This is a genomic window from Breoghania sp. L-A4, assembly GCF_003432385.1.
GTDB lineage: Bacteria > Pseudomonadota > Alphaproteobacteria > Rhizobiales > Stappiaceae > Breoghania.
This window is the reverse complement of record NZ_CP031841.1, coordinates 4,390,754-4,404,471: the sequence shown is the minus strand read 5'-3', so window position 1 is coordinate 4,404,471 and position 13,718 is coordinate 4,390,754. Positions and strand designations below refer to the sequence as shown.

Here is a 13,718-nt window from a genome sequence, read left to right as displayed (position 1 = left end):
AGGGCAAGGCGTCATGCCTTGTCCTGGAGACGCGGGGAGATCTATTCTGCGGCCTCGCTTCGTTCACGCGCGTTCATGCGCTCGCGCATGGCGTCGCCGAATGCCCTGAATAGTTTCTGCGAGGTGTCGTCGCTGGCGATCCAATATTCCGGGTGCCATTGAGTGGCCAGGGCAAAGCCCTTGGCGCCGGTTGGGCGCATGGCCTCCACCGTGCCGTCCTCGGCCAGGGCGTCCACGGTCAGGGCCTGCCCCAGCGTGCCGACCGCCTGGCGATGCAGCGAGTTCACATGCACGGGCCCGGTGCCGAGAATCGCAGCGATGCAGCTTCCCGGTTCCGGCGTGATCGTGTGCGCCAGCCCGAACCGGGTTGCCTGATTGTCGGAGGGCGGCGCGCGGTGGTCGCGCTTGCCCGGCAGTGTCTGGATCTCGGTCACGAGCGTTCCGCCCAGCGCCACGTTGAGTTCCTGCATGCCGCGACAGATCGCCAGCAAGGGCACGCCGCGTTCGATCGTGCGGCGGATGAGCGGCAGAGTGGTCGCGTCGCGCTTGGGGTCGTAGGGGCCGTTCTCCTCCGTCGCGACCTCGCCGTAGAGCTCGGGATTGACGTTGGAGCGCGCGCCGGTCAGCAGCACCCCGTCCACGCGATCGAGAATGTCGTCGAGCGGGATCTCCGGCCCCAGCGAGGGGAGAATCACCGGAATCGCCTCGGACCCTTTCAGGACCGCCAAAAGGTAGGTGGACGGGGCCGCGTGCCATTCGTAGCCATCCGTTTCCCGGACATCGGCACTGACGAGAACGAGCGGTGTGGGCATGTGGCTTCCTGTCTCTCGCGGCCGCTTGCGGGGCCATGGGCCTGGGCGGCGGCCGGGGGATTTCCGGGTCATTGGCCAGCGCGCGCGCTGGGAGGCGGGCGCATGGCCGGATTTTCCAAGTGGTACAAACTTTTGTCCACGGTGAACGGGTTTCACTTGTAAGCCGCGGATACATGCGCTTTATATCAGATCCACGACTCTGGAAAAGGAGTCTTGCAGGGTGATCGGAAGGGAGCTGGTCACCTTCGAGCTTGAGTTCAATGTGTACACTTTCGGGAGGAAGCATTCATGGATCGTCGTTCTTTTCTGAAAAATGCAGGCATCGGCGCAGGTGCGGTTGCCGCCACGGGCGCGCTTGCCGCGCCGGCCATCGCCCAGTCGACCACCGACATGGTCATCGTGTCGACCTGGCCGCGCGATTTCCCCGGTCTCGGCATCAGCGCCCAGCGTCTCGCGGCGCGGATTGGCGAACTGACCGAGGGCCGTCTGAACGTCCAGTATTTCGCCGCGGGCGAGCGTGTTGGCGCATTCGACAGCTTCGATGAAGTCGCTTCGGGCAACGCTCAGGCATACATCGGCGCCGACTACTACTGGAAGGGCAAGCACCCGGCCTGGGCCTATTTCACGTCTGTTCCGTTCGGCCTGACCTACGCCGAGATGGATGCGTGGATCAAGTTCGGCGGCGGTCAGGAGCTGTGGGACGAACTGGCTGACGGCTTTGGGCTGCAGAACTTCGCGGCCGGCAACACCGGCGTGCAGATGGGCGGCTGGTTCAACAAGGAAATCGAAACGGCTGACGACCTCAAGGGTCTGAAGATGCGTATTCCGGGGCTCGGCGGCGACGTCATGGCCAAGCTGGGCGCGTCTCCGGTGTCCTTGCCGGGCGGCCAGATCTACGAAAATCTCGTCTCTGGCGCCATCGACGCCACCGAGTGGGTCGGTCCGTGGAACGACTACTTCATGAAGTTCTACGAAGCCGCGAAGTACTACTACTATCCGGGCATGCATGAGCCGGGCTCGCAGCTCGCGTTCGGCTGCAACAAGTCCTGGCTGATGAAGCTGTCGAAGACCGATCAGCAGATCATCAAGGCAGCCTGCATGGAAGAAAACGCCGTGCAGATGGCCGAGACCAATGCCAACAATGGTATTTATCTCGACAAGCTGATCAACGAGCACGGCGTGGAACTGAAGAAGTTCTCCGACGAGATTTACGACAGCTTCGGTGAAGCGTCGGAATCGGTGTTCGAAGAAGTTGTCGCACACAGCGATCTGGCCAAGCGGACCCACGAGAGCTTTGCCAAGTCCCGTTCGGAAATCGGCCGCTGGATGCTGCTGGCTGACACCGGCTATACCGAGCAGCGCAACCGGGTGCTCGGCATCACGGTCTGATTGCTTCTCAAACGAATGACGGGACGGAGCCACAGGCTCCGTCCCGTTCACATGATGAGTACTGATTGCGGGACACGCATCCAATTTGAAGGTTGAGGGTTCGTCCGGACCTGTCTGCTGGCGATAGGCAACGATCCGCCTTGCAGAGTACGGCAGTCCGGTGGAATCCGAAGGCTCCGAACCTTTCGAGGGGACCCTGCCAAAAGGGGTTTAGGTTCGAGGCACGCACGGAAGTGATCAGCGGCAAGGTCCGAAAAAACAAGGACCGCGCTCCGCCTGCACAAGACCCGGCCTCTCGCGCCGGGTCATCGTTCCTGCGACCGGCATGCTCTGGACGCGTTCACCCGCCGGGTCGGATGCGAAGACAATGATAGTTCGTCTGTTCGGTTGGACGGTGTTGGCGGTCCTGGCCGTCTTCCTGATCAATAATTATCTCAACTACTGGCAGGATCTCCCCGGAGTGGCCCCCGTGTTGAACGGCGGCGCGCCGCTGTTGTCGTGGGTGCAACTCGCGCTCTACGGTGCCGGAGCGGGGCTCGCCATGTTCTACGTCTTCACGCATCGCGGCGTGACATTGCGGCAGGACAGCCAACGCATCTCCGACATCAATGCCTTTCTGATCCGGGCCGCCTTCTGGGCCGTGCTGCTGGTCGGCCTGGCCGATATGGTGATTTCCTTCCTGCGCGTCGAAGGCCTGCTGGACGGGCTTGTTGGCCACGCCATCGCGGGGGACCTCGGTCGTTCGCATTGGCGCGGAACCTACATTCACATGCCGCTGATCGCATTGTCCATCGGGCTTGCCGCCGTCACCCGCACGCTCGGCTTTCCCTGGCTGGCGCTGCTGGTCGTGGGGGCAGAACTGCTGATCGTGCTTGGCCGCTTCATCTTCTCCTACGAGCAGGCCTTCATGGCGGATCTGGTGCGCTTCTGGTACGCCGCGCTGTTCCTGTTCGCCAGCGCCTATACGCTGCTGGAGGAGGGCATGTGCGCGTTGACGTGTTCTACGCCGGGTTCCACAGACGGACCAAAGGCAAGGTCAATGCCTTCGGGTCGATCGTTTTCGGCGTTGCCCTGTGCTGGGTCATCCTGGTCGTCGGCATGGGCGGAAAATCGAACATCATCAATTCGCCGTTGCTGTCCTTCGAGACGACGCAGGCCGGCTTCGGCCTTTATGTCAAATATCTGATGGCCGGCTTCCTGGGGATCTTCGCAATCTCCATGATGATCCAGTTCGTCAGCTATTTCCTCGATGCGGTTGCCGATATCCGCGATGAGCCGGGCGGTCGCGACCACGACGTCCACGCCGTGCAATAGGCCGAAACGAGACACATCTCCATGGAACTCTTTTTTCTCGCCCTCCTCGTCGTGTTGATGGCGACGGCCCTTGGCTCGGGCTTTCCCGTTGCCTTCGCGCTTCCCGGCGCGGCCATCGTCACCATCGCGCTCGCCGCGGGCTCGGGCTACCTGTTCTCCGGCAGCATCGATGCCTATTTTGCCCAGGGCGGGCCCAGCCAGTGGCTGTCGGCCGGTGTCACGAACTTCCGCGGCATCTATTGGGAAGCCGAGCGCGATACGCTGATCGCCATTCCGCTGTTCGTCTTCATGGGCATCATGCTTCAGCGGTCCAAGATCGCCGAGGATCTGCTCGTCACCATGGCGCAGCTGTTCGGACCCGTACCGGGCGGACTTGGCATCTCGGTGGTCTTCGTCGGCGCGCTGCTCGCGGCAACCACCGGCATCGTCGGGGCCACGGTCGTGGCCATGGGCCTGATCTCGCTGCCCGCCATGCTGCGGTCAAACTATTCCGTGCCGTTGGCCACGGGCACGATTGCCGCCTCGGGCACATTGGGGCAGATCATTCCGCCGTCCATCGTGCTGATCATTCTCGCCGACCAGTTGGCCAGCGCCGTCGATCAGGCCGGCACACTGCGCCAGACGCTGTACAAGGCCTCGACCGGCGAAATCTCGATGCCGTCGGATTTCGCGGTGACCTCGACCAGCGCCGGCGAAATGTTTCTCGGGGCGTTCATTCCGGGCCTGCTGCTCGTTGCCCTTTACATGCTGTTCATTCTCGGGTTCGCGATTCTGAAGCCGAGCTCCGCGCCGGCGGTCAAGCAGACCGAAAAACTGGACCGCAACTTTCTGATCAAGGTGGTCGTCACCCTCGTCCCGCCGCTGGCCCTGATTTTCCTGGTGCTGGGCTCGATCGTGATGGGCATCGCCACGGTCAATCAGGCCGGTGCGATCGGCGCCGCGGGCGCCATGATCATGGCGGGGTATCGCCTGCGCGAAGGCACGCCGGGCGCTTACCGGCCGGCGATGATAGCCATCCTGGCGTTGCTCACCATTGCGGTGGTGCTGAGCTTCCATTCCGTCAACATCAAACGCATCAATACGTCCGAAGACGTCACCATGGCGATCCTCGCGGGGATCGCCGTATCGATGTTGCTGATCGCGCTGGTCTGGAGCGGCTGGCGGACACTGAAGTTCGAGGACACGCTGCGCGGTGTCATGGTGGAGACCGCCAAGACCTCGTCGCTGGTGTTCATCATCCTGATCGGCGCGGCCATGCTGACGTCGGCCTTCCGTGCGTTCGGCGGCGAGGAGCTGGTGAAGGACTTCCTGCTGTCGCTTCCCGGCGGCTTCTGGATGCAGTTCACGATCGTCATGCTGGTGATCTTCGTTCTGGGCTTCTTCCTCGATTTCATCGAGATTGCCGTGGTGGTGGTGCCGATCGTGGCGCCGATCCTGCTGGCGGATCCGGGCGCCAATGTCACCGCCGTGTGGCTGGGCGTGATGATCGGTCTGAATATCCAGACGTCGTTCCTGACGCCGCCCTTCGGCTTTGCGCTGTTCTACCTGCGTGGTGTGGCGCCGAAAATCGTGCGCACGATCGACATCTACAAGGGCGTCATCGCCTTCATCTGCTTGCAGTTGATCGCACTGTGCGTTGTCGGTCTCAATCCCGCGCTGGTGAACTACCTGCCCAACCGGGTGTCGCTGCTTTCCGAGACGGCGCCGCCGCCGAAGAACCCGCGACTGCAGTACTGCCTGGAGAGCTACTCGGCCGATCAGTTCGCGAAAAACGGCGCCGCAATATCCAACGCGATCGATACCGTGTCACGGCTGGATCTGTCGATCCTGCCGGCGGATCTGCGCAAGGACCTGGCGGCGAGCTTCGAGGATGCCGCCAAGGTCATGCCGCTGATGGAGGAGATCCAGGCAAACGCCCGTGCGGTGGAGCAGGCGGCGCCGGCCTATCGGCCGCTGCATGGTCTGGTGCGTGCACTGGAGCGTGACGCCCTGCGGATAGAGGAACGCATCGAGGAGCTTCAGGTGATCGTCAACCGGTCGGGTCCGGGTGGGATCTATTCCGAAAGCCGCGGCGAGCGCGCCGAGGAACGGATCGCGGATCTGACCGAAAAGCACGATGCGCTGATCGCGCAGATCCCCGACGACTGGGACGCCCGCCACAAGGCCTTCGCCAAGATTCAGCAGGCAGAGGACAAGGCGCGGATTGTGTATCGCCGGGCGACCGATGATGCGTTCGAGCCGTTGCAGGAAGTGCTTGCAGTGATCCGCGACGCGGACAAGCTGGCCACGCTGGAGGCCGAGATCACAGGCCTGCAGACCAAGCTTTCGAGCCTGGATGCAGCCGCCTTCGTCGAGGAGACGGAACGCGTGCGCGGACTCGTCGGTGATGTCGAGGGCGCGGGCGATGTCCGCAAGGTCATCAACGAGGTTCGCAAGGCCATGCGCTCCAAGACGCCGGATCCCGAAAAGGCTCGGGCGGAACTCGGGAAGCGTTGAACGTGCTGCGGGCCGATCTCGCCTGGCGGCGTCAGGCGCAGACGTCCTTGTTGCCGGACCTGGAGGCCTATGACGCCGCGATCCGCGACACCATCGGCTTGCGCAGCTTGCCGGTGCTGCCGCGCGAGCAGGCGCTTTACGTCGCAAGCTGCAGTTCCGGGCATCGCGACGTGTCGCTGAGCTTCTGATCCGCTCACGCATGATATGAAACAGGCGGCGCCTGGCGGATCCCGTCAGGCGCCGTTTCCATTTGAGGCACGCAGTGGCCCGCAACCATGAGGCTTGAATGCGCGGATTGGCCGAATGCATCGACAGGCTGAGCATCGCCGTCGGCAGGACGGTGGCGTGGTGCGTGCTGGGCATGGTGCTCGTCCAGTTCGCGGTCGTGCTGCTGCGCTACGTCTTCGGGCTGGGCTCGATCTGCATGCAGGAAAGCGTCCTTTATCTGCATGGCGCGACCCTCATGCTCGCGGGTGCCTATGCCCTTGCGGTGGACGCCCACGTCCGTGTCGACATCTTTCACCGTGAGGCGGGCGCCCGCGTCCGCGCGCTGGTCGACGTTCTGGGAGCGCTGATTTTTCTGCTGCCCATGTGCGCGGTGATCCTCGTGGTCTCGGTGCCCTATGTGGCGCGCTCCTGGAGCGTTCTGGAAGGCTCGCGCGAGACGTCCGGCATCCAGGGGTCTTTCTGCTGAAGACGGTGATCCCGGTTTTTGCGGTGCTGATGGCGCTGCAGGGGTTGGCGCTGGCCGTGCGGGCCGTTTTGGCCCTCCGCGGTGACCCGCTGGCGCTTGAGCGCTTCACCGATCCTTCCCGCAAGGGTCTCCGGTGATCGCCATGGATCTGATCCTTACCAGTCTCGACATCGCGATGTTCGCGGTCCTGTGCGCGGCGCTGATGGCGGGCTTTCCGGTGGCCTTCACACTGGCCGGCACGGCGCTGGCCTTCGCGCTGATCGGATGGCTCTTCGGCGCCCAGCTCTCGCTCGGCGCGCTGCCGTCGCGCATCTTCGGGGTGATGACCAATGAGGTGCTCATCGCCGTCCCCCTGTTCGTCTTCATGGGCGTGATGCTGGAACGCTCCAAGGTTGCCGAGGATCTGCTGGAGGCGATGGCGGGGCTGTTCGGGGGGCGCCGCGGCGGGCTGGCGATCTCCGTGACACTCGTCGGCGCGCTGCTCGCCGCCTCCACCGGGATCGTTGGCGCGACGGTGGTGACCATGGGATTGATGTCGCTGCCGACCATGCTCAAGCACGGCTACAGCCCGCGGCTTGCCAGCGGAGCGATCGCGGCATCGGGAACTTTGGGGCAGATCATTCCGCCGTCGATCGTGCTGGTGATCCTCGGGGATCAGCTGTCCAATGCCTATCGCAGGGCGCAGCTGGACGCAGGCAATTTCGCGCCCGACAGCGTGTCGGTGGGAGATCTCTTCGCCGCCGCTCTGATCCCGGGACTGTTGCTCGTGTGCCTCTACATCGCCTATCTCGCCACAGTCGCAGTCCTGCGGCCGCAGGATGCGCCGGCCTTGCCGCGGGTGGTGTCATTTGGCGCGGGTCGCGCCGCTCGCTCGCTCGTGCCGCCCGTTATGCTGATCGTCGCGGTGCTCGGCTCGATCCTCGGAGGCATCGCGACGCCCACCGAGGCGGCCTCCGTCGGTGCGGTCGGCGCCTTGTTGCTGGCGTCCCTGCGCAGCGACGGGACGGCGCGATCGCTGTGGTCGACGATGCCCGTGGTGCTTTCCGGGCTTGCGGCCGTCTGCCTGCTGGCGCTGACGACGCTGATGGATCTGCGGGTCGCGCGCGACGCCATCCCCTTCGCCGACATGGGCGGCATTGTCATGGCAGTGGTGTTGTGCGCTGTCATCGCCTGGGGGCTTTTCGTGGCCTTGCGGCGCGTCTGGCGTGCCGATGTGCTGGCGCCGGTGGTCCACGCCACGGCGCGGATCACGGCGATGATCTTCGCGATTGTGATCGGCGCGAGCATCTTCTCCTTGGTGTTCCGCGATCTTGGCGGCGAGGAACTGGTGCACGCGATGCTGTCGGATCTTCCCGGTGGCACCCTGGGCGCCGTGCTCGCGGTGATGGCGGCGATGTTCGTGCTGGGTTTTTTTCTCGATTTCCTCGAGATCACTTTCGTCGTCGTGCCGCTGGTCGCACCGGTTCTGCTCAAGATGCCGATGCCGGACGGCACGCTGATGAGCCCTGTGTGGCTGGCGGTGATGATGGCGGTGAACCTGCAGACGTCGTTCCTGACGCCACCCTTCGGCTTCGCGCTGTTCTACCTGCGCGGCGTGGCGCCCGACAGCGTGCGCACCAGCGACATCTATCGCGGCATCGTGCCGTTTGTGGGCATTCAGCTGCTTGTGCTGCTGCTGCTGTGGTTCGCACCACGCCTGGCGACGTGGCTGCCGGGCGTGATCTACGGGTAGGAATGAATTAAGCGCGATCTTCACGCCATATGACACGGTTGCCCCAGTACCGGATTATTGGTGGAACGCTTTGAGGCCGAAGTTCAAACCAGAATTGATCCTGCCAAACGGCCCCGGTGCCAGTCGTCATTCCGGCCAACACGAGTTCGCCATTTCCCTCTCGGTAAATGATCTCAACCGGCCATTGCATATGTATTCCGCTGATGACAACGTCAGCGATACCGTCCCGGTCCTCAATAGGCCTGAAGCGAATTGTATAGAGGCCTTCCGGTCCTTGAACGACAATTTGAACGCCTCGGGAGCATTGGTCTTCATGGATCAATAGGTACGATATAGTTCCGAGGATTGCCATAGACCTACGCCGTTCTGCCGCATGTGTTGCCACGCAAGATTGCGTGGCCGAAGACCCGACGGGCGATATCGCGGATAACTGGCAGCTCGTTCATCGGCCTTGGCGGCGGTATGCTGCTTACCGAATCAAGAGTTTGTTGTCCGGTCCTTGTCGACTGCCGCCGTGAAGGGGTTAAGATGCGGATTCGGTGGAGGAATACACTTTCGATTGCGGTTTGGGAGAGACGCGCAATGGCGTTGACGAACGTTCAGCTCACGGACAAATACGACCTGGATACCGATCGGGTTTTCGTGTCCGGAACGCAGGATCTGGTGCGTCTGACCTTGATGTAGAAGGCGCGCGACTTGGCGTCGGGTTGGCGATCTCGGTGACAGTCGTCGGTGCTCTCCTGGCGGCCTCCACCGGGATTGTCGGGGGTGACGGCGATGACCATGGGGCTGATGTCGCTTCCGACCACGCTTAAGCATGGCTATAGCCCGAGGCTTGCCAGCGGAGTGATCGCTGCCTCGGGAACCCTAGGGCAGATCATTCCGCCATCAATCGTGTTGGTGATCCTCAGGGATCAGCTATCCAACGCCTATCGCAGAGCGCAGCTGGACGCTGGCAATTTCGCACCCGACAGCGTGCGCACCAGCGACATCTATCGCGGCATCGTGCCGTTTGTGGGCATTCAGCTGCTTGTGCTGCTGCTGCTGTGGTTCGCACCGCACCTGGCGACGTGGCTGCCGGGCGTGATCTACGGGTAGGCGCCGTGACGGCAGCCGCGCGGGCAACAAGAGCCGCGCGGCTGCCGCAAGTGCGGGCGTTCTACAATCCGCGGATCGTGCAGCCGAGCGCCAGGATGACGTAGGCGACGGCGACCCACCAGAACGGTGCGATCGGCAGGACGATCACGGTCGTGACGGCGGCGAGAATGCCGATCACGGCCAGAACCAGTGAGATTATGAACACAAGTTGTGTCGGCGCTTGAACTCTCAGTCGCATGTCAGTTCCCCCAAAATGCCCACGTGCTGCGGGCCGAAATACCTTAGCCCGGAACGCTCCCAGACTGTCCAGTGACATTCAGACAACGGCGGGAACCGCCAGTGGTTCCACGGACGCTCCCTGCGGGCAAAAAAACACCGCGGCATAAAGCCATTGACCCGGTGCCGTGGCCTCGCCAAGCTGGTGCACCATCATGTGGCGGCGCCGATTGGCCTGTGCCGGCCGCTTTTCACGCAACATCGGGTCCGGCTCTGGACCCCGCTGGAGGACCAATGCCGCTGAAGCCCGTTCGCCTTGATGATAAATTCGACCTCGCCACCGATCGGGTTTTCGTGTCCGGAACGCAGGCGCTGGTGCGTCTGACGTTGATGCAGAAGGCGCGCGATCAGGCGGCGGGGCTGAATACGGGCGGCTATGTCACCGGCTATCGCGGCTCTCCGCTGGGCGGTCTCGATCAGCAGTTCGCGCGCGCCAGGGGCGTGCTCGAGCCGGCCGACATCCACTTCCAGCCGGCGATCAACGAAGACCTTGCGGCCACCGCGCTGTGGGGCACCCAGCAGGTGGCGATGCGCGGCGAGGGCCGGGTGGATGGCGTGTTCGGCATCTGGTACGGCAAGGGGCCGGGCGTCGACCGCTCGGGCGATGCGTTCCGGCACGCCAATCTGGCGGGAACCTCCCCGCACGGCGGGGTGCTGGCCTTGATGGGCGATGATCATACCTGCGAGAGCTCGACCACCGCGCATCAGTCGGAATTCGCCTTTGTCGATGCGATGATGCCGGTGCTCAATCCAGCCGGCGTGCAGGAGATGCTCGATTTCGGCCTGCACGGCTGGGCGCTGTCGCGCTATGCCGGCATCTGGGCCGGGCTCAAGTGCGTCAAGGATAACGTCGAGTCGACCGCCTCGATCGACGGCTCGCTCAATCGCGTCATGCCGGTGCTGCCGGACTTCGCCTTTCCCGAAGGCGGCCCGCATATTCGGGTCAGCGATCATCCGCTGACACAGGAAGCGCGGCTGCACGAGCTCAAGCTGCCCGCCGCCATGGCCTATCTGGCGGCGAACGCGCTGGACCAGCTTGTGCATACGGGAGGCCGCAATGCGCGCGTCGGCATCGCCTCGACCGGCAAGAGCTGGCTCGATGTGCAGCAGGCGCTCGACAGCCTCGGCATCGACGAGGTCAAGGCGGCGGATCTCGGGTTGCGCCTCTACAAGATCGGCTGTTCCTGGCCTCTGGAGCCGCAGGGTTTCAAGCGGTTCGCGCAAGGGCTCGATCTGATCATCGTGGTGGAGGAAAAGCGCTCGCTGATCGAGAGCCAGGCCCGCGAGATCCTGTATCGGACCGCGAATGCGCCGGTGATCGTCGGCAAGCGCGATGAGGAGGGCCAATGGCTGTTCCCCTCCAAGGGCGCGCTGGACGCCAACGACATCGCGGTGGCGATCGGCGAGCGGGTCACGCAATTCGCCCCCAACGAGGCGTTGCAGGGCCGCATCGGGGCGCTGCGCGAGGCGCAAGCCACGTTGCGCGCGACAGAGGACGTGGCGATACGCTCGCCCTATTTCTGCGCCGGGTGTCCGCACAATTCCTCGACGGTGATCCCGGAAGGATCGCGCGCTTACGCCGGGATCGGCTGCCACTACATGGCGCAGTTCATGGACCGCAACACCGAGGGCTACACCCAGATGGGCGGCGAGGGCGCCAACTGGGTCGGCGAGGCGCCGTTCTCCACGCGCGATCACGTGTTTCAGAACCTCGGCGACGGCACCTACAATCACTCCGGATATCTGGCGGTGCGCGCCGCCGCCGCCTCGAAGGTCAACGTCACCTACAAGATCCTGTTCAACGACGCCGTGGCGATGACCGGCGGCCAGGCCCATGACGGCGGTCTGTCCGTGCCGCAGATCGCAGCCCAGGTCGCCGCCGAAGGCGCCAATCGGGTGGTGATCGTCTCCGATGAGCCGGACAAATATGCCGCCGGGACGGTCTGGCCCGAGGGCACGACGATCCATCACCGCAGCGAGCTGATCCCGGTGGAGAAGGAACTGGCGAAAGTTCCCGGGCTCTCGGTGCTGATCTACGACCAGACCTGCGCCGCGGAGAAACGCCGCCGGCGCAAACGGGGCACATTCCCCGATCCCGACAAGCGGGTGGTCATCAACGAACAGGTCTGCGAGGGCTGCGGCGATTGCGGCGTGCAGTCCAACTGCGTCGCGATCCAGCCGATGGAGACGGAGTTCGGCCGCAAGCGGCAGATCGACCAGTCGAGCTGCAACAAGGATTTCTCCTGCCTCAACGGCTTCTGCCCGAGCTTCGTCACGGTGCACGGCGGCACTTTGAAAAAATCGGCGGGCGTCGGCGAGGGCGCGGACGTTTCCGGGCTGGTGGCGCCGGAGTTGCCGGAACTCGATGGCGTCTACAACATCCTGCTGACAGGCGTCGGCGGCACGGGCGTGGTGACCATCGGTGCGGTGCTGGGTATGGCGGCGCATCTGGAAGGCAAGGGTATCGGCATCATCGACATGGCGGGGCTCGCCCAGAAGGGCGGTGCCGTGACCAGCCATATCCGCATCGCCGAGCGGCCGGAGGATATCTCCAGCATCCGCATCGCGGCAGGTGCCGCGGATCTGGTGCTTGGCTGCGACATGGTGGTTGCGGGTTCGGCCAAGGTGCTGGCGGCGGCCGATCCGATGCGCTCGACCATCGTCGTCAACACGCATGAGACCTATCCCGGCGACTTCACCCGCGACGCCGATTTCACGCTGCCGTCCCGCCGGCTGATCAAGGAGATCGAGGCGCGCGGGCGCGTGGGGCGCAGCCGGTTCATCGAGGCGACGAAGATCGCCACCGGCCTGATGGGCGACAGCATCGCCGCCAACATGTTCATGCTGGGCTACGCCTGGCAGTTGGGCGCCGTGCCGCTCGCCGCCGAGACCATCGAACAGGCGATCGAGCTCAACGGCGTGGCGGTCGCCATGAATCGCGATGCGTTCCGCTGGGGCCGCAAGGCGGCCGCCAATCCGGACAGCGTCGAGGCGGGGCGCGCCGTGTCCGCGGCGGATCTTGAGCATCGCCGGCCGAGCGAAAGCCTCGAAGAAGTGATCGCGCGCCGCACGGCGTTCCTCGTCGACTACCAGAACGCATCCTATGCGCAGGATTTCTCGAGCCGGGTCGCCCTGGTGCGCGCGGCGGAAGAACGTGTCGCGCCGGGTTCGACAGAGCTGGCGGAGACCGTGGCGCGCAATCTGTTCAAGCTGATGGCCATCAAGGACGAGTATGAGGTCGCGCGCCTGTTCAGCGACGGCTCGTTCCAGCGTCAACTGAAAACCCAGTTCGAGGATTGGAAGAAACTCGAGTTCCATCTCGCGCCACCGATCATGGCCAAGCGGGATCCGGAGACCGGCAAGCTGAAGAAGCAGGTTTTCGGGCCGTGGATGATGCGGGCGTTTGGCTGGCTCGCCGCGTGCCGCGGCCTGCGGGGCTCATGGGCGGATCCCTTCGCGCGCACCGGGGAACGGCGCATGGAGAAGGCTCTGATGGCGGATTACATGGCCGTGGTCGACGAGATCGCCGGAGCGCTGAACGCCGGCAACAGGAAAGAAGCGGCCCTGCTCGCGGCCTGGCCGGCGCGTATCCGCGGTTACGGCCATGTGCGCGAGCAGGCGGTCAAGCGCAGTGCGTCGGACCGGGCGGCCTTGCTGCAGGCCTTCCGCACGGCATCCGGGGTCCGCGAGGCGGCGGAATAGACCGTCGCGATCACCGGCATTTCTAGCCCGAGCGCGGCGTCGGCGTGTGTCTGCGCGGCGCTCCTTTCGCGGTGTATTCCGCACTGCGGGACAGTCGCATGCGGAATTGCCGTTGTGGACCTTTCTTATTGTTTTGTCGAAAAGAAGTAATGCCGCACTGCGATATCGCAGTGCGGTACGACGTTCCTGTGTTCGGACGCCGATA

General features: G+C 64.0%; 11 protein-coding genes. 9 read left to right on the top strand and 2 right to left on the bottom strand.

What is annotated here, in order from left to right:
- Positions 1-41: 41 nt before the first annotated feature.
- Positions 42-812 carry a gamma-glutamyl-gamma-aminobutyrate hydrolase family protein gene (locus D1F64_RS20125; protein WP_117413879.1) on the bottom strand — a complete coding sequence of 257 codons (771 nt, stop codon included), beginning with the start codon at positions 810-812 and terminating at the stop codon, positions 42-44.
- Positions 813-1,100: 288 nt separating this feature from the next.
- Between D1F64_RS20125 and D1F64_RS20120 the strand changes: the two genes are divergently transcribed.
- From D1F64_RS20120 to D1F64_RS20095, 8 genes are all read left to right on the top strand, one after another.
- Positions 1,101-2,201, top strand: coding sequence for a TRAP transporter substrate-binding protein (locus D1F64_RS20120; protein ID WP_117413878.1), 1,101 nt, complete (start codon positions 1,101-1,103; stop codon positions 2,199-2,201).
- 367 nt (positions 2,202-2,568) lie between these two features.
- Positions 2,569-3,387 carry a hypothetical protein gene (locus tag D1F64_RS20115; protein ID WP_205470553.1) on the top strand — a complete coding sequence of 273 codons (819 nt, stop codon included), beginning with the start codon at positions 2,569-2,571 and terminating at the stop codon, positions 3,385-3,387.
- Positions 3,387-3,515 (top strand): hypothetical protein, encoded by a 129-nt coding sequence (locus D1F64_RS25220; RefSeq protein ID WP_256372881.1) that lies wholly within the window; start codon positions 3,387-3,389, stop codon positions 3,513-3,515. Before D1F64_RS20115 ends, D1F64_RS25220 begins: the two co-directional genes overlap by 1 nt.
- A gap of 21 nt (positions 3,516-3,536) precedes the next feature.
- Complete coding sequence (locus D1F64_RS20110) at positions 3,537-6,011, top strand: TRAP transporter large permease subunit (RefSeq protein ID WP_205470552.1); 2,475 nt, start codon at positions 3,537-3,539, stop codon at positions 6,009-6,011.
- A gap of 2 nt (positions 6,012-6,013) precedes the next feature.
- Positions 6,014-6,199 (top strand): hypothetical protein, encoded by a 186-nt coding sequence (locus D1F64_RS25555; protein ID WP_205470551.1) that lies wholly within the window; start codon positions 6,014-6,016, stop codon positions 6,197-6,199.
- Positions 6,200-6,297: 98 nt separating this feature from the next.
- A complete protein-coding gene (locus D1F64_RS20105) occupies positions 6,298-6,705 on the top strand; it encodes a TRAP transporter small permease subunit (RefSeq protein WP_248304523.1) in 408 nt (135 codons plus the stop codon).
- A gap of 142 nt (positions 6,706-6,847) precedes the next feature.
- Entirely contained in the window at positions 6,848-8,437 is a 1,590-nt protein-coding gene (locus D1F64_RS20100; protein WP_117414738.1) for a TRAP transporter large permease subunit, read from the top strand.
- Positions 8,438-9,214: 777 nt separating this feature from the next.
- Positions 9,215-9,535 carry a TRAP transporter large permease subunit gene (locus tag D1F64_RS20095; RefSeq protein WP_117413877.1) on the top strand — a complete coding sequence of 107 codons (321 nt, stop codon included), beginning with the start codon at positions 9,215-9,217 and terminating at the stop codon, positions 9,533-9,535.
- 61 nt (positions 9,536-9,596) lie between these two features.
- Here the strand turns inward: D1F64_RS20095 and D1F64_RS23595 are convergent, their stop codons facing one another.
- Positions 9,597-9,773, bottom strand: coding sequence for a hypothetical protein (locus D1F64_RS23595; protein ID WP_162901202.1), 177 nt, complete (start codon positions 9,771-9,773; stop codon positions 9,597-9,599).
- A gap of 272 nt (positions 9,774-10,045) precedes the next feature.
- On the opposite strand from D1F64_RS23595, the gene D1F64_RS20090 reads away from it, so the two are divergent.
- Positions 10,046-13,513, top strand: coding sequence for an indolepyruvate ferredoxin oxidoreductase family protein (locus D1F64_RS20090; protein WP_117413876.1), 3,468 nt, complete (start codon positions 10,046-10,048; stop codon positions 13,511-13,513).
- Positions 13,514-13,718: the final 205 nt, after the last annotated feature.

What these genes read in the sequence shown, in the direction of transcription:
- D1F64_RS20125 (WP_117413879.1), bottom strand. Translation starts at nt 812, where the DNA reads ATGCCCACACCGCTCGTTCTCGTCAGTGCCGATGTCCGGGAAACGGAT.
- D1F64_RS20100 (WP_117414738.1), top strand. Translation starts at nt 6,848, where the DNA reads ATGGATCTGATCCTTACCAGTCTCGACATCGCGATGTTCGCGGTCCTG.
- D1F64_RS20090 (WP_117413876.1), top strand. Translation starts at nt 10,046, where the DNA reads ATGCCGCTGAAGCCCGTTCGCCTTGATGATAAATTCGACCTCGCCACC.
- D1F64_RS25220 (WP_256372881.1), top strand. Translation starts at nt 3,387, where the DNA reads ATGGCCGGCTTCCTGGGGATCTTCGCAATCTCCATGATGATCCAGTTC.
- D1F64_RS20095 (WP_117413877.1), top strand. Translation starts at nt 9,215, where the DNA reads ATGACCATGGGGCTGATGTCGCTTCCGACCACGCTTAAGCATGGCTAT.
- D1F64_RS23595 (WP_162901202.1), bottom strand. Translation starts at nt 9,773, where the DNA reads ATGCGACTGAGAGTTCAAGCGCCGACACAACTTGTGTTCATAATCTCA.
- D1F64_RS20105 (WP_248304523.1), top strand. Translation starts at nt 6,298, where the DNA reads ATGCGCGGATTGGCCGAATGCATCGACAGGCTGAGCATCGCCGTCGGC.
- D1F64_RS20115 (WP_205470553.1), top strand. Translation starts at nt 2,569, where the DNA reads ATGATAGTTCGTCTGTTCGGTTGGACGGTGTTGGCGGTCCTGGCCGTC.
- D1F64_RS20110 (WP_205470552.1), top strand. Translation starts at nt 3,537, where the DNA reads ATGGAACTCTTTTTTCTCGCCCTCCTCGTCGTGTTGATGGCGACGGCC.
- D1F64_RS20120 (WP_117413878.1), top strand. Translation starts at nt 1,101, where the DNA reads ATGGATCGTCGTTCTTTTCTGAAAAATGCAGGCATCGGCGCAGGTGCG.